22 protein-coding genes are annotated in these 23,907 nt (G+C 65.3%); 4 read left to right on the forward strand and 18 right to left on the reverse strand.

Features of this window, described 5'->3' with window-relative positions:
* Window positions 1-267: 267 nt before the first annotated feature.
* Complete coding sequence (locus FJ471_RS03715) at window positions 268-1,764, reverse strand: CoA-acylating methylmalonate-semialdehyde dehydrogenase (protein ID WP_140801811.1); 1,497 nt, start codon at window positions 1,762-1,764, stop codon at window positions 268-270.
* A gap of 364 nt (window positions 1,765-2,128) precedes the next feature.
* Between FJ471_RS03715 and FJ471_RS03725 the strand changes: the two genes are divergently transcribed.
* Entirely contained in the window at window positions 2,129-3,010 is an 882-nt protein-coding gene (locus FJ471_RS03725; RefSeq protein ID WP_140801812.1) for a LysR family transcriptional regulator, read from the forward strand.
* Between the two features lie 414 nt (window positions 3,011-3,424).
* Here FJ471_RS03725 and FJ471_RS03730 read toward each other — a convergent pair whose 3' ends face one another.
* A complete protein-coding gene (locus tag FJ471_RS03730) occupies window positions 3,425-4,000 on the reverse strand; it encodes a hypothetical protein (RefSeq protein ID WP_140801813.1) in 576 nt (191 codons plus the stop codon).
* 146 nt (window positions 4,001-4,146) lie between these two features.
* Here FJ471_RS03730 and FJ471_RS03735 point away from each other — a divergent pair, with 146 nt between their 5' ends.
* Together FJ471_RS03735 and FJ471_RS03740 are read left to right on the forward strand one after the other, a co-directional pair.
* The gene (locus FJ471_RS03735; RefSeq protein ID WP_140801814.1) at window positions 4,147-4,587 is read left to right on the forward strand and encodes a hypothetical protein; all 441 of its coding nucleotides are present in this window, start codon (window positions 4,147-4,149) and stop codon (window positions 4,585-4,587) included.
* Window positions 4,584-6,746, forward strand: coding sequence for a phosphatidylserine/phosphatidylglycerophosphate/cardiolipin synthase family protein (locus FJ471_RS03740; RefSeq protein ID WP_140801815.1), 2,163 nt, complete (start codon window positions 4,584-4,586; stop codon window positions 6,744-6,746). The genes FJ471_RS03735 and FJ471_RS03740 overlap by 4 nt, the downstream gene beginning before the upstream one ends.
* 164 nt (window positions 6,747-6,910) lie before the next feature.
* Here FJ471_RS03740 and FJ471_RS03745 read toward each other — a convergent pair whose 3' ends face one another.
* The 10 genes from FJ471_RS03745 to rsfS form a co-directional block, all read right to left on the reverse strand.
* Window positions 6,911-8,302: a D-amino acid dehydrogenase gene (locus FJ471_RS03745; protein ID WP_224668502.1), complete on the reverse strand. Its 1,392-nt coding sequence runs from the start codon at window positions 8,300-8,302 to the stop codon at window positions 6,911-6,913.
* Window positions 8,196-8,732: a nucleoside-diphosphate kinase gene (locus FJ471_RS03750; protein WP_140801816.1), complete on the reverse strand. Its 537-nt coding sequence runs from the start codon at window positions 8,730-8,732 to the stop codon at window positions 8,196-8,198. Before FJ471_RS03750 ends, FJ471_RS03745 begins: the two co-directional genes overlap by 107 nt.
* Window positions 8,729-9,142 carry a nucleoside diphosphate kinase regulator gene (rnk, locus tag FJ471_RS03755; protein ID WP_140801817.1) on the reverse strand — a complete coding sequence of 138 codons (414 nt, stop codon included), beginning with the start codon at window positions 9,140-9,142 and terminating at the stop codon, window positions 8,729-8,731. Before rnk ends, FJ471_RS03750 begins: the two co-directional genes overlap by 4 nt.
* Before the next feature lie 290 nt (window positions 9,143-9,432).
* Window positions 9,433-10,584 (reverse strand): alanine racemase, encoded by a 1,152-nt coding sequence (alr, locus tag FJ471_RS03760; protein WP_140801818.1) that lies wholly within the window; start codon window positions 10,582-10,584, stop codon window positions 9,433-9,435.
* A gap of 73 nt (window positions 10,585-10,657) precedes the next feature.
* The gene (locus FJ471_RS03765) at window positions 10,658-11,173 is read right to left on the reverse strand and encodes an RNA pyrophosphohydrolase (protein ID WP_140801819.1); all 516 of its coding nucleotides are present in this window, start codon (window positions 11,171-11,173) and stop codon (window positions 10,658-10,660) included.
* Between the two features lie 52 nt (window positions 11,174-11,225).
* Complete coding sequence (locus tag FJ471_RS03770; RefSeq protein ID WP_140801820.1) at window positions 11,226-12,416, reverse strand: divergent polysaccharide deacetylase family protein; 1,191 nt, start codon at window positions 12,414-12,416, stop codon at window positions 11,226-11,228.
* Between the two features lie 192 nt (window positions 12,417-12,608).
* Window positions 12,609-13,940, reverse strand: coding sequence for a S41 family peptidase (locus FJ471_RS03775; protein WP_181179133.1), 1,332 nt, complete (start codon window positions 13,938-13,940; stop codon window positions 12,609-12,611).
* Between the two features lies 1 nt (window position 13,941).
* Window positions 13,942-15,276, reverse strand: coding sequence for a murein hydrolase activator EnvC (locus FJ471_RS03780; protein ID WP_140801821.1), 1,335 nt, complete (start codon window positions 15,274-15,276; stop codon window positions 13,942-13,944).
* Window positions 15,277-15,419: 143 nt separating this feature from the next.
* The gene (gene rlmH / locus FJ471_RS03785) at window positions 15,420-15,902 is read right to left on the reverse strand and encodes a 23S rRNA (pseudouridine(1915)-N(3))-methyltransferase RlmH (RefSeq protein WP_140801822.1); all 483 of its coding nucleotides are present in this window, start codon (window positions 15,900-15,902) and stop codon (window positions 15,420-15,422) included.
* Between the two features lie 62 nt (window positions 15,903-15,964).
* Window positions 15,965-16,342, reverse strand: coding sequence for a ribosome silencing factor (gene rsfS, locus FJ471_RS03790; protein WP_140801823.1), 378 nt, complete (start codon window positions 16,340-16,342; stop codon window positions 15,965-15,967).
* A gap of 245 nt (window positions 16,343-16,587) precedes the next feature.
* On the opposite strand from rsfS, the gene FJ471_RS03795 reads away from it, so the two are divergent.
* Window positions 16,588-17,436 carry a mechanosensitive ion channel domain-containing protein gene (locus tag FJ471_RS03795; protein WP_140801824.1) on the forward strand — a complete coding sequence of 283 codons (849 nt, stop codon included), beginning with the start codon at window positions 16,588-16,590 and terminating at the stop codon, window positions 17,434-17,436.
* A gap of 23 nt (window positions 17,437-17,459) precedes the next feature.
* Here the strand turns inward: FJ471_RS03795 and FJ471_RS03800 are convergent, their stop codons facing one another.
* The 6 genes from FJ471_RS03800 to obgE form a co-directional block, all read right to left on the reverse strand.
* Entirely contained in the window at window positions 17,460-17,876 is a 417-nt protein-coding gene (locus tag FJ471_RS03800) for a RidA family protein (RefSeq protein ID WP_140801825.1), read from the reverse strand.
* A 70-nt stretch (window positions 17,877-17,946) separates the two neighbouring features.
* Window positions 17,947-19,233 carry an MFS transporter gene (locus FJ471_RS03805; RefSeq protein ID WP_140801826.1) on the reverse strand — a complete coding sequence of 429 codons (1,287 nt, stop codon included), beginning with the start codon at window positions 19,231-19,233 and terminating at the stop codon, window positions 17,947-17,949.
* 93 nt (window positions 19,234-19,326) lie between these two features.
* Window positions 19,327-19,914, reverse strand: a complete 588-nt coding sequence (locus tag FJ471_RS03810; protein ID WP_140801870.1) for a nicotinate-nucleotide adenylyltransferase — start codon at window positions 19,912-19,914, stop codon at window positions 19,327-19,329.
* Window positions 19,915-20,163: 249 nt separating this feature from the next.
* Window positions 20,164-21,450 carry a glutamate-5-semialdehyde dehydrogenase gene (locus FJ471_RS03820; RefSeq protein ID WP_140801828.1) on the reverse strand — a complete coding sequence of 429 codons (1,287 nt, stop codon included), beginning with the start codon at window positions 21,448-21,450 and terminating at the stop codon, window positions 20,164-20,166.
* 65 nt (window positions 21,451-21,515) lie between these two features.
* The gene (gene proB / locus FJ471_RS03825; RefSeq protein WP_140801829.1) at window positions 21,516-22,655 is read right to left on the reverse strand and encodes a glutamate 5-kinase; all 1,140 of its coding nucleotides are present in this window, start codon (window positions 22,653-22,655) and stop codon (window positions 21,516-21,518) included.
* A gap of 5 nt (window positions 22,656-22,660) precedes the next feature.
* The gene (gene obgE / locus FJ471_RS03830) at window positions 22,661-23,689 is read right to left on the reverse strand and encodes a GTPase ObgE (protein ID WP_140801830.1); all 1,029 of its coding nucleotides are present in this window, start codon (window positions 23,687-23,689) and stop codon (window positions 22,661-22,663) included.
* Between the last annotated feature and the right edge of the window lie 218 nt (window positions 23,690-23,907).

The raw sequence follows: 23,907 nt of genomic DNA on the forward strand, positions 1-23,907 counted from the left end.
GAGAACCCCGGCTGCCACCGGCGCTGTTCGATTGCCTGCACGCATGGCAGGAATACAGGCTAAGACCGATGGTGGTCTGTTGGTTCCATCACACGGGGGTGGAATTATTAGAAGATGCGGATGCTCTCTAAGCGAGCTACGTTGCGGATCATATACCTGAAGTTGCACCGTGATGACGCGGCACCGAAAAAGCAGGAGGTGACGTGCCACAAAAAGAAAGCGCGGCTCGCGCCGCGCTTCCTCAATGTTGACTTGGATGCCGTCCGCTCAGTTCATCGTCGGGATGACGAACTCGGCGCCGTCCTTGATGCCCGACGGCCAGCGCGAGGTGACCGTCTTGGTCTTGGTGTAGAAGCGGAACGCGTCCGGGCCATGCTGGTTGAGATCGCCGAAGGACGACGCCTTCCAGCCGCCGAACGTGTAATAGGCGATCGGAACCGGGATCGGCACGTTGACGCCGACCATGCCGACCTGGACTCTGGATGCGAAGTCGCGCGCCGCGTCGCCGTCGCGGGTGAAGATCGCGACGCCATTGCCCATCTCGTGGTCGTTGGCGAGCTTGATGGCATCCTCGTAGCGCGGCGCGCGCACCACCGAGAGCACCGGCCCGAAGATTTCTTCCTTGTAGATGCGCATGTCGGCCGTGACGTTGTCGAACAGGCAGCCGCCCATATAGTAGCCGTTCTCATAGCCCTGCATCTTGAAGCCGCGGCCGTCGACGACGAGCTTGGCACCTTCCTTGACGCCGATGTCGACATAGCCCTTGACGCGCTCCAGCGCTTGGCGCGTCACCAGCGGGCCGAAATCGGCCGCCGAATCCGTCGACGGGCCGACCTTCAGGCTTTCGACGCGCGGCACCAGCTTTTCCATCAGGCGGTTGGCGGTGTCGTTGCCGACCGGAACCGCCACCGAGATCGCCATGCAGCGCTCGCCGGCCGAGCCGTAACCGGCGCCGATCAGCGCATCGACCGTCTGGTCCATGTCGGCGTCGGGCATGATGATCATGTGGTTCTTGGCGCCGCCGAAGCACTGCACGCGCTTGCCGGCCGCGGTGCCGCGCGAATAGATGTAGTGGGCGATCGGCGTCGAGCCGACGAAGCCGATGGCCTTGATGTCCGGATCGTCGAGGATGGCGTCGACCACTTCCTTGTCGCCGTTGACGACGTTGAGGATACCGGCCGGCAGGCCCGCCTCGAGGAACAGTTCGGCAATGCGGATCGGCACGCCCGGATCGCGCTCGGACGGCTTCAGGATGAAGGCGTTGCCGCAAGCGATGGCCGGCGCGATCTTCCACAGCGGGATCATCGCCGGGAAGTTGAACGGGGTGATGCCGGCGACGACGCCGAGCGGCTGGCGCATCGAATAGACGTCGATGCCGGGGCCGGCGCCGTCGGTGAACTCGCCCTTCATCATATGCGGGGCGCCGATGCAGACCTCGACCACTTCGAGGCCGCGCTGGATGTCGCCGCGCGCATCGGCGATGGTCTTGCCATGCTCGCGCGCCAAGATGTCGGCCAGTTCGTCATAGTCGCGGGCGACCAGCTCGAGGAATTTCATCAGCACGCGCACGCGGCGTTGCGGGTTGGTGGCGGCCCATTTCGGCTGCGCCGCCTTGGCGTTCTCGACCGCGGCGCGCAGTTCCGCCTGCGAGGCCAAAGCCACCGTGCCGCGCACGGAGCCGTCCATCGGCTGCATAACATCCTGCTTGCGGCCGCTGGTGCCGGCGACACGCTTGCCGCCGATGAAATGACCGTATTCGATCATGCTTCTCTCCCTTGTTTGGTGATGGCGTATTCTCCGCCTTTGCGGCGGCGATGGCAACGCGAGGAAGATCGCAACCGTTGTGCGAAAAATAGACAACAACGATGGAGTGTGCATTAATTGTCGCAAATGGCGACATGCCGAAAGGATCGAAGGTTGTGCTCCTTCACACCCCCCTCTGTCCTGCCGGACATCTCCCTCGCAAGGGGGGAGATCAGCCGTTCCTTCGATGGCGCTTCTCTTTCGTCGCTGAAGATTGGCGAAAGCGGGTGTGACGTCCAATCTCCCCCCTTGCGAGGGAGATGGCCGGCAGGCCAGAGGGGGGTGGGCGGGAACTCGGCGCCCGCGACTAATCAGGACCATCCCCATGAACTGGGATGACGTCCGCATCTTCCTCGCCGTGGCGCGCGCCGGGCAGATCCTCGGCGCGGCGAAACGCCTGGAGCTCAACCACGCGACCGTCTCGCGCCGCATCGTCGCGCTCGAGGAGGCGCTCAGGACAAAGCTATTCCGCCGGCTGACCACCGGCAGCGAACTGACCCCGGCCGGCGAGCGCTTCCTCGACATAGCCGAGCGCATGGAAGGCGACATGATCGCCGCGCGCTCGACCATCGCCGGCGAGGGCGACGACGTTTCGGGAACCGTGCGCATCGGCGCGCCCGACGGCTTTGGCGTTGCTTTCCTGGCCAAGCGGCTTGGCGAACTGACGGCGCTGCACCGTGAGCTCACCATCCAGCTCGTGCCGGTGCCGCGCTCCTTCTCGCTGTCCAGGCGCGAGGCCGATATCGCGATCACCGTCGAGCGGCCGACCGAGGGCCGGCTGGTGGCGGGCAAGCTGGTCGACTATACGCTGGGGCTCTTCGCCTCGCGCGCCTATGCCGAGGCCAACGGCCTGCCCGAAACGCCGGCCGAGCTCGGCCGGCACACGCTGATCGGCTACGTGCCGGACCTCATCGTCAGCCCCTCGCTGGACTATGCCGCCGAGTTCAGCCCCGAATGGCGCACCAGCTTTGCCATCTCCTCGGCGCTCGGCCAGGCCGAGGCGGTGCGCGCCGGCGCCGGCATCGGCATCCTGCACACATTCGTCGCCCGTTCGATGCCGGAGCTGGTGCCGGTCGACATCGTCGCGCCCATCCGCCGCGCCTACTGGCTGGTCTATCATGAATCGGTGAGGCCGCTGCGCCGCGTCCAGCTCGTCGCCAACTTCATTACTAGGGCGGTGGAACGCGAGCGCAGTCTTTTTGTCTAGGGCATGATCTAGCTAGGACCGCTTAGGCGAAACGTTCCCCGGCACAAAAATCTTGATCGGTCGGCTCTGTTTGCATTGGCAGGCGGCATGCCTTGGAGATTGGCCGAAACAGTCCGGCCTCGTCATCCACGGGCGGAGCAAGGAGCGTAGCGACGCGCGCAGACCCGAGGATCCATTCCGTGACGCATGAGCGCTGCCGCGGTGCAGAATTCTGCTCCGCTGCGTCCTACGATCAGGGTCACGGAATGGATTCCAGGGTCTCCGCGACGCCGCTTCGCGGCTGCTCCGCCCTGGAATGACGAGGTTGGGAGGCTTCTGCCGATCCCCAACGTCGGTGCTGACTTCACCGAAATGGACGGTGGAAATCTTGCCCGCCGACAGGCCTGCAACCTTTCGGGTCCCTGCTTTGAGGGACTAATCCGCGTCGAGCACGAACGAGCTCACGATCTTACTGGCCTCATCCGCCAGCGGCGCCCATTTGCGCGCCGCCTCGTCAGCGCTGTCGCCCGCGACCCCGCAATTGGCGAGGCCGTAGCGCGTGCCGCGCAGCGAGATCGCGACCTCGGCATGACCGTAGAAATCGACGTCGCTATCGCTGTAGTGAAAATCCATCTCGGCGATCCGCACCGGATAGCCGTCGGGGAGCCGCGCCAGCCTGTCCTTGCTGAACTGGGCGGTCCCAAACGCGGCCCCGACCATTTTCTGCCAGCTATCCATGGACCAGTCCTTCTCGATATAGGTCTTGGGGTCGCGCGGCATATTTGGATCGAGCGGATCGTTGAGGCCCGCCGACACCCGGCAGACAAGGCCCTTTTCGCCGGACTTGACCTTGAGCTTTATCGAGTTGCCCGGCGTCGCTTCATTCGTCCATTCTTCCGGATAGGTCAGTGAAAAGCCATCGTCCGTGTCGTGGACGGTCTTGTTGGCGGCAGAGGCCGCCGAAGCACCGATCAGGCCGACCGTCGCCGTCGTCAACAAAAACAGACGCATCCCGAACTCCCTCGCCGCTGCCGACCTTATCACGGGCAGTTGGTGGTTGCCGCCTTGCCTCCGCCACAAATTCAGCGAGTGTGGCACCAGCGCTTCGCCATACTGTGGCCGGGCGAGGGGATAATTCTTGCAACGCCGGCGGGGAAATGCGAGCCGTTCTTGCCATTCTGCCGCTGTTTTTACTGTCCGACTGCGCCAATCCCTGGACGAACGTTCCGGAAGCGGAGCTGCCGAAGCCGATCCGCTATGCCATGTCGCGCCCCTCGCCTTTCGTCATCGGCAATTATTGCGGCCCGGGCACGCGCACCGGCGATCTGTCGGCCAGACCGGTCGACCGTCTCGATGCCGCCTGCCGGGTCCACGACGCCTGCTACATTGCGAGGCACAATCATTGCGACTGCGACGGCGCGCTCGTCGCTTCCGCAAGGACGATACGTGACGACAGCACCGCCCCGCGCAAAATGCGAAACGAGGCCGAATTGCTGATCGCCACCTTCGCATTTCCCCTCTGCAGGATCCTCCCGCAAGGCTTCATGCCGCCGCGCGACCCGGCTCAACTCAAGGCCATGAACGGGAAGACCGGATGAGTGTCAGGTCGGCCATCACCAAGGCTTTGGCTGGACTGGCGCTAACGGCGCTGGCGAGCTGCGCCGGCATGCCCGGGCATTCGGCCTGCGCCTTCTTTCCGGGCGATGACGCCTGCGGCAGCCTGCCCGTCTCGGCGGATAGCAGCGGCACCGAGATCGCCGGGGCCCACTATTTCGCGAGCGACGGCAACAGCGCCTATGAGAAACAGTTCCAGGCGCTGCTTGCCCAAAGCCGCCTCGATGCGCTCGACCGCGCCAACGGCACCGGCCGCTTCGGCCGCGACTGGCGCGATGTCCAAAACAGCGGCTTCCACGCAACCTATCCGGCGCTGCAACGGCTGGCCAAACCGCTCGACAAGACGGAACTCACGCCGACGCCAGGCAAGCCGGGCGAAGGCCGGTTCACCGGGCGCTGGCGCATGTCGCGGCAGACGCTCTATCTCGATGCCGCCGCGCGGCCTTCGGCGCCCAAGACCTTCAGCTTCTCGGGCCTTGAGGCGCGCTCGGTCGAGATCGTGCTGCGCCAGGCAGGACAACAGCCCGTCGACATCGGCGGCACCTGCGACGGTCCGCTCGCGATCCGCGCGTCGGGACGATCCATCACGGTCGCCAAGGCCATGCCATTCCATTTGAGCCTGCCGGTCTTCGAGAGCTCCGTCAGCCTGTTTCCGGACCAGGCGCTGACCCGCTGCGATCTGCGCGTCGGCTCCACCCTGGCCCCAGCCGGCGCGCCGCTGACCTTGCTGCGCGAGGAGATCGCCGATCCCTGGATCGCGGGGCTCGACAGCCGCTACGACCGCTGCCCGGTTCCCAATCCGGCAGGAATGGAGGAGCTCGACCGCGTCTTTTATGCCAGCCGCTGGCTGTCGCAGACCTGCGCCCTGCCGCTCAGGAGCCCGACCCTGCTGCGCAAGTCGCGCGACGGTTTCAACGCCAAGGTCGAGGCCCTGCTCGGCAGGACGCTGCCGGACAGCGCCTTCGACAAGGCCGATCCCGAACTGCCGCTCGATTTCTCCAACGCGCCGAAGCTCAGGCTGATCTATCTGTCGTCGCTGGAGTTCAAGGCGGATTTCTCCGGCCGCATCATGGAGCGGCTGGTCCGCCATCACGCCGCACTTGGCACCAAGGTCCGCATCGTGGTGACCGACGTGCTGGAACGGGAGAAGGACGACGCCATGCTGCACCGGCTGGCGGCGGAGTTCCCCAATGTCCAATTGCAGGAATATCGCTGGCAGGCGGACCACGGCGCGCCGTTCGACGAGCAGATCTCGCAGTTGCACAAGGTTCACCATGTCAAGATGCTGGCGACGCTGGCCGAGCAGCCCGGACGCTCGCGCGTCATCATCGGCGGCCGCAACATCCATGACGGTTTTCTGTTCCACAAGCCGGTCGACCTGACCCGCTATCCGGACCTGGAGCAGTATGGCAAGACCGACGGCTTCTCGCTGAATTACTATTCCAACTGGAGCGATTTCGACATCGAGATCGCCGACCCGGCAACCGTCGAGACACTGGCCGCGCATCTGTCGACCGTCTGGCTGCGCGACGCCGACACCAATTTGTCGCGGCCGTTTTCCATTCCGGTCCGGTCCATAGCTGCCCCGCGCGGCGTGGCGCGGCATTTCATTTCCGTGCCCTACGAGGATGGGCACGCGCTGGAAGCCTATTTCGTCGAGCTGATCGACACCGCCGAGCATCGCATCGAGATCGTCAATCCCTATCTCAACCTGACGCCCGATATCGCCCGGGCCTTCGATCGGGCGCTGGCCAGGGGCGTGAAGATCGACGTCGTCGGCCGTATCGACCTCAAGGGCGACATCGGCGGCCGGTTCCTCACCGCGCTCAACAAGCTGTTCGTCGAGAAATATGGCGACCGCATCAACATCCGCGAGTTCAAGGCGCCCGATGTCGTCTTGCATTCCAAGATCATGATGATCGACGAAAGGCTGGTCGCCATCTCCTCGGTCAACCTCAACAACCGCAGCTTCTTCCACGACTCGGAGAACGGCATGGTCGTGCTCGATCCGGCTTTCTATCGCCGCATGAAGCCGGTCTATGACGATTACCTCGCCCATTCCCGCCCGGTCGCCACCAACGTCACGATCGGCTGGGCCTACCGGCTGCTGTTCAGCGACATCTGGGTCCGGGAGGCGTTTTGAACGCCACCGCTCGACAGGAATTAAGGTGTATCGAGATTCAGGTCAGGCCGAGTCGAAAATGACGTTCTCCGATAACCGGAGCGGAGCGTACTTGAAGTACGTGAGCACCGGAAGCGCAGGAGATCGGCATTTGCAGGCCGGCATCACCTGAATACCGACACACCTTAGATGGGCTTCAGATACCGCTCGGGGCTCAGATCGCGCGCGTTGATCTCCGGCACCCGGTTGGACATGATGTCGGCCAGCACCTTTGCCGAGCCGCAGGCCATGGTCCAGCCGAGCGTGCCGTGGCCGGTGTTGAGATAGAGGTTGGCAACCTCGCTTAGCCCGATCAAGGGCGGCCCGTCCGGCGTCATCGGCCGCAAGCCGCACCAGAAGCTCGCCGCCTTGAGGTCGCCGCCGCCGGGGAAGAGATCGCCGACCGAGTGCTCGAGCGTGCGGCGGCGCGATTCATGCAGGCGAAGATCGTAGCCTGAAATCTCCGCGGTGCCGCCGACGCGGATGCGGTCGCCGAGCCTGGTGATCGCCACCTTGTAGGTCTCGTCCATGACGGTCGACACGGGTGCTGCCTCGGCATCGCTGATCGGCACGGTGATCGAATAGCCCTTCACCGGATAGACCGGGATCGGCCGCCCCAGCGTGCGCATGAATTGCGCCGAATAGCTGCCCATCGCCATCACGAAGGCGTCCGCGGATTTCCATCCGGTATCGGTAAGGACATTGGTGAGGCGGTTGCGGTTCCTGACAATTTTCCGGATGGTCGAGCCGTATTCGAAGGTCACGCCGCGCGCCACGCACAATTCGGCGAGCTTGTCGGTGAACATCTTGCAGTCGCCGGTCTCGTCGCCCGGAAGCCTGAGGCCGCCGACGAATTTGTCGCGCACCGCGGCAAGCGCCGGCTCGGCCGCGATACAGCCGTCGCGGTCGAGGATCTCGTAAGGCACGCCATATTTCTTCAGCACCTCGACGTCGCCGCCGGTGCCGTCGAGCTGCTTCTGCTTGCGGAAGAGCTGCAGCGTGCCTTTGGTCCGTTCGTCGTAAGTGATGCCGGTCGCCTCGCGCAGCGCCTTCAGCGTGTCGCGACTGTATTCGGCAAGCGGCACCATGCGCGACTTGTTGAGCGCGTAGCGCTCGGCCGTGCAATTGCGCAGCATCTTGAGGAGCCACGTCCACATATTCGGGTCGAAGGCAGGCCGCACCACCAGCGGGCCGTACTTCATCAGCAGCCATTTGACGGCTTTGACCGGAATGCCGGGCCCGGCCCAGGGCGAGGCATAGCCCGGCGATACTTCGCCGGCATTGGCGAAGCTGGTTTCGAGCGCCGGCCCCGGCTGGCGATCGTAGACGGTCACTTCGTGGCCGGCCTCTGCGAGGAAGTAGGCGGTGGTGACCCCGATCACGCCGCCGCCCAGCACGATAACTTTCATTCTATGCTCCCTCAAAGGCCGATCATGCCGCCGAAGGGCCCGGATCGTCCCCTTCTGTCTGCCGGATTTTGCCGCGCCCGCCAAGAGGCCAGGCATCGGCGGGTGCGCTGTGGACGAGCCTGAGGACATGGCGAGGCCGTTCGGCGGCGCGATCCTGCGCCGCTCGCTGCGCGGCCTCCGGCTGATAGGCCACATCCTCGAGAAGGACCTCCTCGGCAGGGCCGTCGGGCCGCTCGGCCAGCGCCGATTGGCCCGCTTTCATGCCAAGCAGGCAGAGGCCGCGCCACGTGGCGACTGGCAGGCCGGAGCCGACGGGAGCGGATGCTTCGGCCTGCACCAGCGTCCGTGTCTGCGACGAACCGCCGCCGATGCGGAAAGTCACCCGGCTGTTGAGCGTGGCGAGGTCGGACTCGACCGCCCCCGTCGCAATGACGCGGCTTTCGGCGAGCTTGCGTTCGAGCATCGGCGCGATCGGATCGGCAAACGCGCGGCGGCGCATCAGCATCGCCTCGATCACCGCGAAGTCCCTGGCCGTCAGGCGGTAGACGGTCCTGGTCATGGCGCCCTCCGCGTTTGCTCGACGGCGTCGATCGTCGCCGAGAGAACCCGGCTGTCGCGGCTCCGCCAGGAGACCGTGCGGCCGGCGCGCGCGCCGATCAGCGCCGTTCCAAGCGGCGTCAGCACCGATATGCGTTTCTCGGCGATGTCGGCCTCCGCCGGATAGACCAGCGTCACCTTCTGAGTACTTCCCTCGGGGTCGTGAAGCGTCACCGTCGAGCCCATCCGCACCACGTCGGCGGGCATTGCCGCGTCAGTGGCGACCCTGGCGCGGTCCATCTCGGCAAGCAGGTCCTCGGCCATATCGGGCACACGCTCGAGAAAGGCCCTGGCGAGACTGCTCAGCCGGTCGTGATCCGCTGCGCTGACAAGGATGGTGTTTCGCGAACGCGATTGCGTTGCTGCATGCATGGCATACCTCATATGCTGGCGCATCGGGCAAGCGAATGCGCGCAAGCCGCCGGCTCCCGGTCGTTCCAGGAACAGAGGCGGCGAACAAAGCCCGGCCACAAGGGCCGCCGGCTCGATGAAAATGTCTGGAATTCAAACGCCCCGGTTCACGCGGCCGCCAGCATGGGCGGTCGCGCCGGGGCTACGCTCCCGCGATGGGGCAAACCCTGAAGCAGGTTTTGATATAAGCGAGGTTGCTCATGCCCCGAACCTTGCCGAGAAGCCCCGGCTTGTCAAGCGAAGCCCCCGGTTCAGCCACCGATGTAGCGGCGGTGAAAGCGCGCACCCAGGCTGGTCAATATCTCGTAGCCGATAGTTCCGGCGTGGCCGGCCGCGTCGTCCACGCTTTGTGACGGACCAATGAGCTCGACGAGGTCGCCTTCGCCGAGCCGGCCTGCCGGAAGCGCCGAAATGTCGAGGATGATCGAATCCATCGAGACGCGTCCGACGAAGGGCAGCTGCACGCCTTCGAACCAGGCGGCCGAAGCGGCGCGCCGGTGCCAGCCATCGCCATAGCCCAGCGAAATGGTCGCGAGACCGAGCGGCCCGTCCGCATGGTGGGTGTGGCCATAGCCGATGCCGGCGCCGGCGCCGACCTGCCGTGTCTGCGCCACCTTGGCTTGCAGCTTTATCACCGACAGCATCGGGTTGGGTTCGCCGGGCGTCGGGTTGACGCCGTAGAGCGCGGCCCCCGGACGGGCAAGGTCGTAATGATAGGCCGGCCCGAGAAAGATGCCGGAGGAATTGGCCAGGGAGGCGGGCGCCGCTGGCAGCATCTTGCGCAGCCGTTCGAATTCGCGCCGCTGCTTCTCGTTGGCCGCCTGTTGCGGCTCGTCGGCGCGGGCGAGATGGCTCATCACGAAACGCATGTCGATGCCATCGAAGGCGCCGGCCTCGCGCGCGACCGCCTCGACTTCCCTCGGCGCCATGCCGAGCCTCGCCATGCCGCTGTCGACCTGGACGGCGGCAGGCAGGCTCTGGCCCATGCCTCGCGCGGTCTCGCACCAGGCCTTCAACTGCGTGGCGCTGTTGATCACCGGGCAAAGCCCAGCCGCCGCGGCTTCCGGTTCCGAACCCGGCGGCAACCCGTTCAGCACGAAGATGTCGGGCCCTGGCCCGATCGCCTTGCGCAGCGCGATGCCCTCGCCGAGCAGCGCGACGAAGAAGATGTCGCAGCCCTCTTTCGCCAGCGCCGAGGCCACTTGCGCGGCGCCAAGCCCATAGCCGTCTGCCTTGAGCACGCCGGCGCAGCGAACGCCGTTCAGCCGTGCCTTCAGCCGGCGATAGTTTTCCCGGATAGCGCCGAGGTCGACGGTAAGGATCGCGCCAGCGGCCGCCTCGCTCACCGTCGAACCGCTGCTTGCCTCATGTGCCGGAAACTCGCGTCCGGTGTCGTCGTTCATGGCGACCCCCGCTCATTGCATCGGCCATCAATACGGCCATGGGGCCGCCGCGACAACCGGGAGGACTGGTTCGTCAGGGAGCCAAGTGCTGGAACGCCGCGACCACCTGCTCGTAGACCTTGCGCTTGAACGGCACGATCAGCTCGGGCAGGTCCCGCATCGGCCGCCAGGCCCATTCGTCGAACTCGGCCGTGTGGCCACCGGGCGGCGGATTGATCGCGATCTCGCTTTCGTCACCCTCGAAGCGATAGGCGAACCATTTCTGCGTCTGGCCGCGATAGCGGCCCTTGAAGGCGACGCCGACCAGATGCGACGGCAGGTCGTAGTTGATCCAGTGCGCCGCCTCGGCGAGCAACGACACGCTGCGCATGCCGGTTTCCTCGTATAGTTCGCGCCCGGCTGCCTCGATCGGCTCCTCGTCCTTGTCGATGCCGCCCTGCGGCATCTGCCAAAGCTGCGTCGTGCCGGCGAACTCGCTGTCCGGCTCGGCGATGCGGTGCCCGACCCAGACCAGGCCCGCTCTGTTGAGGATCATCAGCCCGACACAGGGACGGTAAGGCAGCGTTTCGGGGTCGATCTTCTTGGCCATAGGTCAACGTTCCAGCGGTCTTTGAGAATGGACTCGGGCGAGGCGGGAAGGGTTAGCCCTTTTGCGGATCGATGGCCACCGCCGAGATCGGCACGATCTCGATGCCGCGCTTCTTCGCTTCGGCAATCCAGGACGTCACCGTGTCGACGGTGATATCGAAGGCCGAACCGATGCCGACCGCGGAGCCCTTGGCCCGCGCCGTCGCTTCGAGGCTATCCAGCTTCTTGAGGATTTCGCCGCGATCCTGCACGGCATCGATCGCCATGTCGCCGGCGACGAACGGCACGCCGTCCTTCAGCGCCAGGTCTGGCGCAACGCTGCGCGAGGATGAGCCGTCGTCGATATAGGCAAGGCCGCGCTTGCCGAGCTCGGCCATGAACGGCCCCATCGCGTTGGCATCGGCGGAAAAGCGTGCGCCCATATAGTTCATGACCCCGGTATAGTTCGTGGTCCTGGACAGCGCCCAGTGCAGGCTCTTCAGGTTTTCGTCCGGGCTGGCCGACACGGTCAGCGTGTTGCGGCCGGGATTGACGTTCGGATAATCGAAGGGCTCGAGCGGCACCTGCATGACGATCTCGTGCCCGCCCTGCCTTGCCGCCTGCATCCAGCGGCCGATGCTGTTGCCTTGCGGCGCGAAGGCGAGCGTCACTTCGGCCGGCAGCTTGGCGATCGCGGCTTGCGTGCCGGTCTGCGAGACGGCGAGCCCGCCGATGATGATCGCAACCCGCGCCCCGCGCGCGCCGGACCACGGCCGCGCATAGACGTCGAAGGGCCGCCTGCCGTCGGCGGAACGCATCGGCAGCGGACCGGTGTCGCTGGTCTCGATCAGTGTCCGGTCCGGAATGTGGGCGACCTTGAGATTCTGGCCAAGCGTCGATGGGTCACGAATGACGATCGCCGCTTTCGGCGGGCCGTCGCCCTCCTCGGTCTGGACGTGGATGATCTGCGGCCCGCCGCTTTTCATCGGCGTGCTGGCCTGCGGCGCCGCTGCCGCCATCGGAGCCGGTGCGGGCGCCGGCGCGGGTGCGGCGGGAGCAGCGATGACCTTCGGTGTCGAAACCGCCACCTCTTCCGGCTTGCGGAACGGCTTTTCACGCAGCGCAATCGCGCCGGAGACGCCGATCACGCCAAGCACGGCCAGCACAGCGACAACCGGGCCGGAGCCGATGCCACGCGAGGCAGGCCGCTTTGGCTGGAGCGACTGTCCAAGCGGGCGTTCGATGTCCTTGCCGATCTCAGCCAAGTCGTGTTCCCCGGAAGCACGCCACTTAAGTGAACGTCACGGTTTTCGTGACATCTTGCGTAAACTCCGCAATCGCTGGCGCGATACCCCAGACGCGTGGCGCCCCATCCGCAGTCCCCGAATCAAACTGCCGGAACCTCGCGGTCCCGGCAGCATTGCATTGCTTCGCTCTGCCGGCCAGAGCCGGACTGCTTACTGGTTCAGCACGGCCTTGTCCGGGTTCGGCGGGAACGACGGATCGGTCTTCTCGCCGCGCAGTAGCTGCTCGGCATAGATCAGCTGCAAATCGTCCTTCGGATCCGGCGGCACATAGGCGGCCGAGCCCGAACCGGTGGAGCTCTCGTCGGCGCCCTTGATGTGGCCCTTGAGGTCGGATTCGCCGCGGGTCAGGTCGCGACCCTGCAGATCGGGCGGCAGCGGCTGGTCGACCTTGATGTCGGGCGTGATGCCCTTGCCCTGGATCGACTTGCCCGACGGCGTGTAATAGAGCGCCGTCGTCAGCCTCAGCGCGCCATTCTCGCCAAGCGGGATGATGGTCTGCACCGAGCCCTTGCCGAAGGACTGCGTGCCGACCACCGTGACGCGGCGCAGATCCTGCAGCGCGCCGGCGACGATTTCCGAGGCGCTCGCCGAACCGCCATTGACCAGCACGATCATTGGCTTGCCGTTGATGTCGTCGACCTGCTTCGGCTTGGCGTCGAAGCGGGTGATGTCCTTCGGATCGCGGCCGCGCGTCGAGACGATCTCGCCGCGCTTGAGGAAGGCGTCCGATACGCTCACCGCCTGGTCGAGCAGGCCGCCCGGATTGAGGCGCAGATCGAGCACATAGCCCTTCAGCTTGTCGTTCGGCACCTGCTTCTTGATGTTCTCGATGGCGTTCTCGAGATCGTCATAGGTCTTTTCGGTGAAGGAGGTGATCTTCATGTAGCCGATGTCGTTCTCGACCCGGTACTTCACCGCCTTGACCTTGATGATGTCGCGCACCACCGTGATTTCGATCGGCTTGTCGGCGCCCTGGCGCAGGATGGTGAGCTTGATCGGCGTGTTGACCGGCCCGCGCATCTTTTCCACGGCGTCGTTGAGGGTGAGGCCGCGGACCTCTTCGCCGTCGATCTTGGCGATATAGTCGCCCGACAGCACACCCGCCTTGGCGGCCGGCGTGTCGTCGATTGGGGTGATCACCTTGACCAGGTCGTTTTCCATGGTGACCTCGATGCCGAGGCCGCCGAACTCGCCCTTGGTCTGCACGCGCATGTCCTGCGCCTGCTCGGCATTCATGTAGGAGGAGTGCGGATCGAGCGAGGCCAGCATGCCGTTGATGGCGTTCTCGACCAGCGACTTGTCGTCGGGTGGCGTCACGTAATTCGCGCGCACGCGCTCGAAGATGTCGCCGAAGATCGCCAGCTGCTTATAGGTTTCCGAACCCGCAGCGTTCGCCGCCGAGCCCGGTGCGCCGTAGACCAGGCTCATTGCCGATGCGCCCATCAGCGCGCCGGCAAACAGAAGCGACAGTTTCCGCATCATTTCACGTCCTTCCAGAAAATCGATCCGCCCACCACGGGGCCGGATCGACGGGTTTTCCATCCTTACGGAACTCGACATAGAGTTCCGACGTCGAATTCTCATTCCGCGAGGCCGAGGTGCTTGCCACCCGGGCCTCTCCCATCGCGCCGATCGGCTCTCCTGCGAGCACCGACTGTCCGGTCGCGACGCTGATTCTGCTCATCCCCGCCAGGACGACATGATACCCGTCGCCGGCATTGAGGATCAAGAGTTGACCATAGGAGCGAAACGGCCCCGCATAAAGCACGTTTCCATCCGCCGGCGCGGTGACGATGGCCCCCGATTGTGTCGCAACCATGTCGCCCTGCATCGCCGCGCCGTTGCCGTCGTCGGCGCCGAAACGCAGTTTGATCTTGCCGATGACAGGCAGCGCGATCTGGCCTTGCAAGGCCGAAAACGGCGCCGATCCCGTGAGGCGGTTGGCCTCCGGCACCGGCAGCGCGGCGAGCTCGGTGGTCGAGGCCGTCGTGTCGCTGTCGGTCGATTTGCGCTCGCCCGCCTTGACCTGGTCCTGCGCCTTGCGCGCCTTGTCGGCCTCGAGCGAGGCGATCAGGTCCTTGAGGCTGCTCGCCTTCGCCGCCAGCTGCTGCGAGTGCTGCTGCTCGGCCGCGATCGCCGTTTGGGTGTCGGCCTGCAGCTTCTTCTTGGCCTCGAGCAGCATGGTGAGCCGCTTCTTCTCCGCCGTCTGGTCGGTGACGGCGGTGGTGAGTCTCGCCCGTTCTGCCTCGATCGAGGCCGTTACCCTTGTCTGTTCCTTGAGATCGGCCATCAGCCTGTCGGTCTGCTGGCGCAGTTCCGGCACCACGGCGCCGAGCAGGATGGCGCTGCGCACCGACGACAGCGCGTCCTCCGGCTTGACCAGGATCGCCGGCGGCGGATTGAGCCCCATGCGCTGCAGCGCCCCCAGCACCTCGGCCAGCACGTCGCGCCGCGCCATGAGCGAGGCGCGCAGCTTCGTTTCCTCGGCCTTCAGCCCTTCGAGCTTGGCGCCGATGTCCTCGATGTCCTGGCCGAGCTTCTGCTCCGTCATTGCCGACTGGATGAGCGCCGCGGTGATCGAGGCATAATCCTTCCGCACCGAGGCGATGTCGGCGGCGAGCTTGGCCAGCCGCTCCGACGAAAGCGTGATCTCCTTGGAAACCTGCTGGTATTCGGCCCGGCTCTGATCGGGATCGGGCGCCGTGTCGAGCGTGTTCTCGGCCGCCCGGACCGACCCGAGCGCGACCGCGGCGGCGACAAGGGTCAAACCGCAACGGCTGCGCCAGGCGCGCGCTCTCGAATTCCAGCCTTCAGACATCAGGCCTCGACTCTATGCGCCGCATCGTTAACGAACCATCAACCATGTTGGAAGCGCCATCATAACCCCCTTGTCGGCCGATTGAGGCGGAAATCCTGTCTCGTGACGGCATTCCCCAGTTTTCGGCTGACAACAATCATCATTCACGAGCGATGGTAGGGGTGCCCCGCCAGGATCGTGGCGATCCGGTAGAGCTGCTCGCCCAGCATCACGCGCACCAGCTGGTGCGGCCAGGTGAGCGCGCCGAATGACAGCACAAGGTCCGCCTGCTCGCGCAGGGGCTTGTCATGGCCGTCGGCGCCGCCGATGGCGACGACCAGCGCCTTGCGGCCGCCGTCGCGCAACTGGCCGATGCGAGCGGCCAGGTCTTCGGAGGTGAGCGACTTGCCGCGTTCGTCCAGCAGGATGAGAACGGTGCCGGACTGCAACTGCGCCTGCAGCTTCTGGGCTTCCTCGCGGCGGCGTTCCTCGGCGCTCTGTCCGCGGCTCTCGGGGATTTCGACGATGCCGGCGAACTCCAGCCCGACCGCGGGCCCGCTCTTGGCGAAGCGCTCGAAATAGCGGCCGGCCAGTTCTCTCTCGGGGCCGGTCTTCATCCGGCCCACGGCATGAACAGTGATCTTCATCCTCGCCCCGGCGAGCTTGTTCTAGCGCATACCGTGACGGGTCACGGCATGCGGATCAAGGCTCAGTGCAAGGTCTCTTCCTCGAGGTCCGGCGCCTGCCACATCTTTTCGAGATTGTAGAATTCGCGGACTTCGGGGCGGAAGACATGGACGATGATGTCGCCCGAATCGATCAGGACCCAGTCGGCGCCAGCCAACCCCTCGACGCGCGCCGTGCCGAGGCCGGCATCCTTCAGCGCCTTGAGGAGATGATCGGCGACAGCCGAGACATGACGGTGCGATCGGCCCGAGGCGATGACCATATAGTCGCCGAGGCTCGATTTTCCCTGGATGTCGATTGAGACGATGTTTTCGGCCTTGGAGTCTTCCAGACTGGCAAGGACTGTGTCGATGGCGAGGGTCGCGGCGGCGTTGCCGCTGATCCCGGCCGGCGAAGGCATGATATCAGCCTTCTTCCGCAGTGCTGTTCTCAGTGTGTTTCCTTTCCCAACAAGAACAACCAAATCACCATGCAAATCAGGTGACGCCACTTAGATAGGCAGAGTTCCATTGCAGTTTCAAGACGAGGGCCTCGAAGCGTGATCTCGACGCCATCGCCCAGGAGGCCTTCCGCCAGGCCGCAAAGGGCGGGAACCCATCTCCGGCGCATGGGTTATCGGCGCACCGACCAACGGGATTCCCCGCCATGCCCACCGACCCGCAAAGCGCTCTCATCACCATCCAGGCCGGGCTCGCGCAGCTCAGCACGCTGATCGTTTCCTATTCCTTCTCGGCCATCGGCGCCGTCATCCTCCTGATTGTCGGCTATTTCGTCGCCGGCGTTGCCGAGCGCTCGATTTCCGCCGGCCTCGGCCATATCCATGGCTTCGACGCCACCTTGCGGCATTTCTTCTCCAAGATCGTCCGCTACGCCATCCTGATCCTGGTCACCATCATGGTGCTCGGCCAGTTCGGGGTGCAGACCGCCTCCATCATCGCGGCAATAGGCGCCATTGGTCTCGCCATCGGGCTGGCGCTGCAGGGCACGCTGCAGAATATCGCCGCCGGCATCATGCTGTTGGCGCTGAGGCCCTTCCGCATCGGCGAATATGTCGAGGTCGGCTCGATTGCCGGCACCATCGAGGAGATCGGCCTCTTCGCCACCAAGCTGCGCTCCGTCGACGGCGTCTATGTGCTGGCGCCCAACTCGACGCTGTGGAACCAGCCGGTGCGCAATTTCTCCCGCAACGGTGTGCGCCGCACCGACGTCACCTTGAGCATCGGCTCCTGGAATGACATCGACCGCGCGCAAAAGACGCTGCTCGCCATCGCCGGCACCGAAAAGCGCATCCGCCGCGAACCGGCGCCGATCGCTTTCGTCGCCGGCCTTGGCGACAGCGTTTCGCTCACCTTGCGCTACTGGACCTCGGCGGGCGACTATTTCCCGACCCAGATCGACATGACCAAGCGCGCCAAGCAGGCTTTCGACAGCGAAGGCATCTCGATCCCGCTGCCGCCGCCGGAAGTGCCGGCGCCGGAGGCACGCAAGCAGTAGCGGGGGATCGTCGCGGCGGCGATTCAATCTTCCGGCATTCTGAACCGATTTCGAGGTATCTCGGCTATTGCCGTGATCTCGATCTGCAGGTCCGGATGATAAAGCCGCACGATCTGAACGGTTGTCGTCACCGGATAGGGTTCAAAAAAGAATTCCTTGCGGATATCTCCAGCCGCCATGAACTGCTCGATATCGGTTGCGAATTGGGTCAGCGAGACGATATCGGCCATCTCTCCACCGATGGCCGCGAGCACAGCCTTGATGTTTTGGAGCGTTTGCCGGACCTGAGCCCGCATATCGCCCTTGCCGACTAACCGTCCCTCCCTGTCGAGCGAAACTTGGCCCTTCAGATGCACGAGCTGCCCGCCTTCATGGATTTTCACCATGGAGAACGCGCCAAACGGCTTCCACACAGTTGGAGGATTATAGCTTCTCGCCATCTCGGTTCTCCTGTGTTGCCGCGAAATCTCGCGAGGCCATCAACCTCACAGGCGAACATCCAGCGGATTGTCAGTCTTTCGCGTGCCGTGTCGTCTCGTCCGGCGCGAAGGCAAGCTCTACCGGCAGCGGTGTCTGCGCCGACATCGGCGCGAAGCTGCCGCTCGGGGCCGCGGGCGTCGGCCGGCCGGCCATCACGCGCCACAGCACGAACAAGCAGAAGGCCGACGCGATGACGATGCCGACATAGATGAAGGTCGCGGTACCGAAGACGGCCGAAAGCGCCGTCACGATGCCAGGCACGATGAAGCCCGCCAGCGACCAGGCAAACAGCATCGAGCTCGACAGCGCCAGCATCTCGTCCTTGGCGGCGCGGTCGGCGGCATGCGCGCTGGACAGCGCATAGATCGATTCCGCCGCGCCGTCCCAGATCAGATAGATCACCACCAGCGCCATCAGCGCGCCGCCGTCAAAGGCAATGGCGAGCACGCTGGCAATGACGGCCAGGGCCGCCGCGCCGGCCAGCACATAGCGCCGGTCGGTGCGGTCGGAGATCCAGCCGAGCGGGATCTGTAGGATCAGCGTACCGACCGGCATCGACGACAAAAGCAGCGCCACCTCGGCCTGGCTGTAGCCCTTGGCGGTGGCGTGGATCGGTGCGAAGCCGGAGACGATCATCGACAGGCCGCCGACGGCCAGCATGCCGGCGACGCCGACCGGCGAGATCCGCCAGGCGCGGCGAAGCGCCACCGATGCGGCCTGCGGCGCCGGCGGCTGGGCAAGGCGCGTCATGCCGACCGGCAGGATCGACAATGCGGTGAAGGTGATGCCGATCAGGGACGCGGCCGCGGTATGGATATCGACCACGGCCAGCGTTGCATAGCCGACGCCAAGGCCGGCGATGTAAGCGACGTAGAACACCGCCATCACCCGGCCGCGTATGGCGTTGGGCAAGGCATCGTTCAGCCAGCTCTGGGCGACGATGAAGAGGCCGCAGATCGAAAATCCATAGAGCGCTCTGGCTGCGATCCACAGCAGTGGGATCGGTCCGGCGCCGATCGCCGCGTTGGAAAGCGCGATCAGCGCCGACAGCACCATGAAGGCGCGCGCATGCCCGACCCTTTTGACCATCGGCCCGGTCAGGATGCAGCCGGCCAGCCCGCCGGCCGAAAGCCCGGTGACAATCAGCCCGGCCCAGGTCGGGTCGAAACCGTCGGCGCCCAGGCGCACCGGGATATAGGCGAACATCAGCCCGTTGCCGATCGCGATCAGCGCCATCGACACGATGACGCTGGCAATGGCGATCAGCGGCGCCGATTGCGCGGTGTGGCCCGGATCGTTCGCGGTGGGATTCAGCATGCGTGTGCAGCTTGGCTTACCGGAGAGCAAAAGGCCGCCGTAAAAGCGACATGGCCGGACTTCCCTTCCCCCTTGTGGGAGAAGGGAAGAAGCTCACCCCTTCGCCGCCTTGCGGATCGCGGTGGAGGAGAGCGAGGAGCGCGGACCGTGGATGAAGGTCCAGGCCGGCGCCGGCATGCGGGCAAGCAGCGGTGCGTCGCCCTCGTCGACGCGGGCATAGTCGAAGGTCTTGGCGACCACCGACGACAGGAAGGAGAGCGTTGCGCCCGGGCGATCGATGACCGCGATCGGGAAGGTCAGCACGATCTCGCGCCAGCGCTGCCAGCGGTGGAAATCGCGCAAACTATCCGCGCCCATGATCCAGACGAAATCGACGCCCGGATTGCGCGCCTTGACCAGGGCAAGCGTGTCGGCGGTGTAGCGCACATGCTGCGCCGCCTCGAAGGCGGTGACCTTGATCTTCGGGTTCCTGGCGATCTTTTCGGACAGCTCGATGCGCTCGGCAAGCGGCGCCAGTTCCCGCGCGCTTTTCAGCGGATTGCCGGGCGTAACCATCCACCACAGCTGGTCGAGCGCCAGCCTTCGCAGCGCGATCTCGGCGACCAGCGCATGGCCGGCATGCGGCGGGTTGAACGAGCCGCCGAACAGCCCGACGGTCAGGCCCTTGGCGGCGTGCGGCATGCGGAGGTAGCGCGAGGGGACGGCGGGTTCGGAAAGGGAAAGCATGGTGCTAGGCCCCCCTCTCTGCCCTGCCGGCCATCTCCCCCTCAAGGGGGGAGATCGGCAGCTCAGGCGTCTCGCCTCTCCTTGCAACCTCGGCGATTGGCGAAAGCCGGCGCGACATCCGATCTCCCCCCTTGAGGGGGAGATGGCCGGCAGGCCAGAGAGGGGGGCCTGGGCGCAAGCTTCAATCCCTTAAGGCAAAAAGCATCAAGGCCTCACCTGTCCAGACCCGCGCACGCGGTATTTGAACGAGGTGAGCTGCTCGACGCCGACCGGCCCGCGCGCATGCATCTTGCCGGTGGCGATGCCGATCTCGGCGCCCATGCCGAACTCGCCGCCATCGGCGAACTGCGTCGAGGCGTTGTGCAGCAGGATCGCCGAGTCGATCTCGTTGAAGAATTTTTCGACCGCCTGCGCATCCTCGGCGACGATCGCCTCGGTGTGGTGAGACGAGAAGGTCTCGATATGCTCGATCGCCCCAGTGACATCGTCCACCAGCTTCACCGCGATGATGGCGTCGAGATACTCCGTCACCCAGTCCGCACCGGTCGCCGGGCTGGCGTCGGCGAACGCTTTCATCACCTCGGCGTCGGCGTGGATCTCGCAGCCGGCGGCGCGCAGCGCCTCGAGGATCGGCACCAGATGTGTGGAGGCCACCGCGCGATCGACCAGCAAGGTCTCGGCGGCGCCGCAGACGCCGGTGCGCCGCATCTTGGCGTTGACGGCGATCTTCACCGCCATGTCGAGCTTGGCCGAGCGGTCGACATAGAGATGGCAGATGCCTTCCAGATGCGCGAAGACCGGCACCCGCGCCTCGGTCTGCACGCGCCCGACTAGGCTCTTACCGCCGCGCGGGATAATGACGTCGAGATTGCCGCCGAGCCCTTTGAGCATCTCGCCGACAGCGGCGCGGTCGGTGGTCGGCACCAACTGGATGGCATCCTGCGGCAGGCCGGCCGCCTTCAGCCCTTCGACCATGCAGGCATGGATCGCCGACGACGAATTGAGCGAATCCGAACCGCCGCGCAGGATCACCGGATTGCCGGCCTTGAGGCAAAGCGCGCCGGCATCCGCCGTCACGTTGGGGCGGCTTTCATAGATGACGCCGATGACGCCGAGCGGCGTGCGAACGCGCTCGATATGGAGTCCGTTCGGCCGGTCCCAGTCGGCGATGACGTCGCCGACCGGATCCTTGAGCGCGGCGATCTCGCTTATGCCCTCGGCCATCGCCTTGATGCGCGACGGGTTGAGCTTCAGGCGATCCATGAAGGAGCCCGACAGCCCGGCTTCCTCGCTATTCGAGATGTCAATGGCGTTGGCCTCGAGGATCGCCTGCTCGTTGCGCAGGATGGCATCGGCCATGGCGACAAGCGCGGCATTCTTGGCCTTGGTGGAAGCGACGGCCAACGGTCGGGCGGCGGCACGGGCGCGGCGGCCGATATCGGCCATCAGCGCCACAATGTCTTCGCCGGATTTTTCATGCAGCTTCAGCATGGTTCATCCCTTTGTTCCCACGCAATTCCGGACGGAAACCGCTTCACACTTTTCCTGGAATTGCTCTAGTCGTCGGCCAATACTTGGTCGCCGGCAAGGCTTACCACAAGGTCGTCGCGATGGATCATCGCCGAACGCGCCTCGTAGCCGAGCACATTTTCGATCTCGGCCGTCTTCAAGCCCGCGATCCTTACGGCATCGGCGGCATCGTAGGCAACCAGCCCGCGCGCGATCTCGCGGCCTTCGGGCGACAGGATCGCCACCGTGTCGCCGCGCGAGAAATTGCCGCTCACCAGTTTTACCCCGGCCGGCAGCAGCGACTTGCCCGATTTGAGCGCGCCGATGGCGCCGGCATCGACAGTGAGCCGGCCGGCCGGCTCGAGCTGGCCGGCGATCCAGGTCTTGTAGCCCTTCACCGGATTGATGCTGGGCTTGAAGAAGGTCGCGCGCTCGCCGCGCTCGATCGCCAGCAGCGGCGAGAGCCTGGTGCCCGAGGTGATGATCATGGCGGTGCCGGCGGCATTGGCGATCTTGCCGGCGTCCAGCTTGGTGCGCATGCCGCCGCGCGAAAACTCCGACGCCGCCGCGCCCGCCATCGCCTCGATGTCGGAGGTGATGCGATCGACCACGGGGATAAACTTGGCCTTGGGATCCTTGGCCGGCGGCGCCGTGTAGAGCCCGTCTATGTCGGAGAGCAGCACGAGCAGATCGGCGCCCATCATCGTCGCCACCCGCGCGGCCAGCCGGTCATTGTCGCCGTAGCGGATTTCCGAGGTCGCCACCGTATCGTTCTCGTTGATGACCGGCACCGCCTTCATCTTGAGCAGCGTCGAGATCGTCGCGCGCGCGTTGAGGTAGCGCCGGCGTTCTTCGGTGTCGCCGAGCGTCAAGAGGATCTGGCCCGATTTCAGTCCGTCCTTGCCGAGCGCCTCCGACCAGGCGCCCGCAAGCGCGATCTGGCCGACGGCGGCGGCGGCCTGGCTCTCCTCGAGCTTCAGCGCGCGCTTGCCGAGACCGAGAACGGTACGGCCGAGCGCGATGGCGCCCGACGAGACGACGAGCACCTCCGCGCCGGCATCGGCAAGCACCGCGATGTCGTCGGCGAGAGAGGTCAGCCAGTCGCGCTTCAAGCCTGTCGCGCGGTCGACGAGCAGCGCCGAACCGATCTTCACGGTGATGCGCCGATATGATTTCAGCGATTTCATGGGTCTTACCGCCAGCGCGTATCGACAGGCGCCGGGACGGCATCGCGCGATTCCGCGACCACCGCCATCAGCGCGCGCAGCACCGCCTCGACGCCTTCGCCGGTGACGGCCGACAAAAGCATCGGCGCGCGGCCGGCGGCGCGCTTCAGCGAGGCCGCCTTCTTCTTGCGCTGATCCGCGTCGAGGATATCGATCTGGCTGAGCGCGACGATCTCGACCTTGTCGGTCAGCCCCTGGCCATAGGCATCGAGCTCGGCGCGCACGGTCTTGTAGGCCTTGCCGGGATTTTCCTCTTGCGCGGAGACGAGGTGGAGCAGCACGCGCGTGCGCTCGACATGGCCGAGGAACCGGTCGCCGATGCCCACCCCTTCATGCGCGCCTTCGATCAGGCCGGGGATGTCGGCGAGCACGAATTCGCGGCCGTCGATGCGGGCGACGCCGAGGCCCGGATAGAGCGTGGTGAAGGGATAGTCGGCGATCTTCGGCTTGGCCGCGGTAACGGCGGCAAGGAAGGTCGACTTGCCGGCATTGGGCAGGCCGACCAGGCCGGCATCGGCGATCAGCTTGAGCCGCAGCCAGATGCTCAGCTCCTCGCCGGGCAGGCCGGGATTGGCGCGCCGCGGCGCCTGGTTGGTGGAGGTCTTGAAATGCTGGTTGCCGAAGCCACCATTGCCGCCCTTGGCAAGCAGGAAGCGCTGGCCGACCACGGTCAGGTCGCAGATCAGCGTCTCATTGTCCTCGGCGAACACCTGGGTGCCGGCGGGCACTTTCAACGTGATGTCGGCGCCCTTGGCGCCGGTCATGTTGCGGCCCATGCCATGCGTGCCGGTCTTGGCCTTAAAATGCTGCTGGTAGCGATAGTCGATCAGCGTGTTCAGCCCGTCGACCGCTTCCGCCCAGACATCGCCGCCGCGGCCGCCATCGCCGCCGTCCGGCCCGCCGAACTCGATGAATTTCTCGCGCCGGAACGACACCGAACCGGCGCCGCCGTCGCCGGAACGGATATAAACCTTGGCCTGGTCGAGGAATTTCATCGTCGTTTCGAGTTTCTGCTATTGCGCTTGCGGGATTGGTCTAAACCAAGGCGGGGCCTAGAGCAATTCCAGGAAAAGTGTGAACGGTTTTCCGTTCGGAATTGCGTAAAAACAAGGAGATAGAGCGGTTCGCCGTTTCCTTGAAACGGTGAAACGCTCTATTGCGAGACCGATTTGCGACTAAAGCGCCGGATGCCCTTTTGCCGGGGACGCGGTAG

The organism is Mesorhizobium sp. B2-7-1 (assembly GCF_006440735.1).
Taxonomy (GTDB): Bacteria; Pseudomonadota; Alphaproteobacteria; order Rhizobiales; family Rhizobiaceae; genus Mesorhizobium.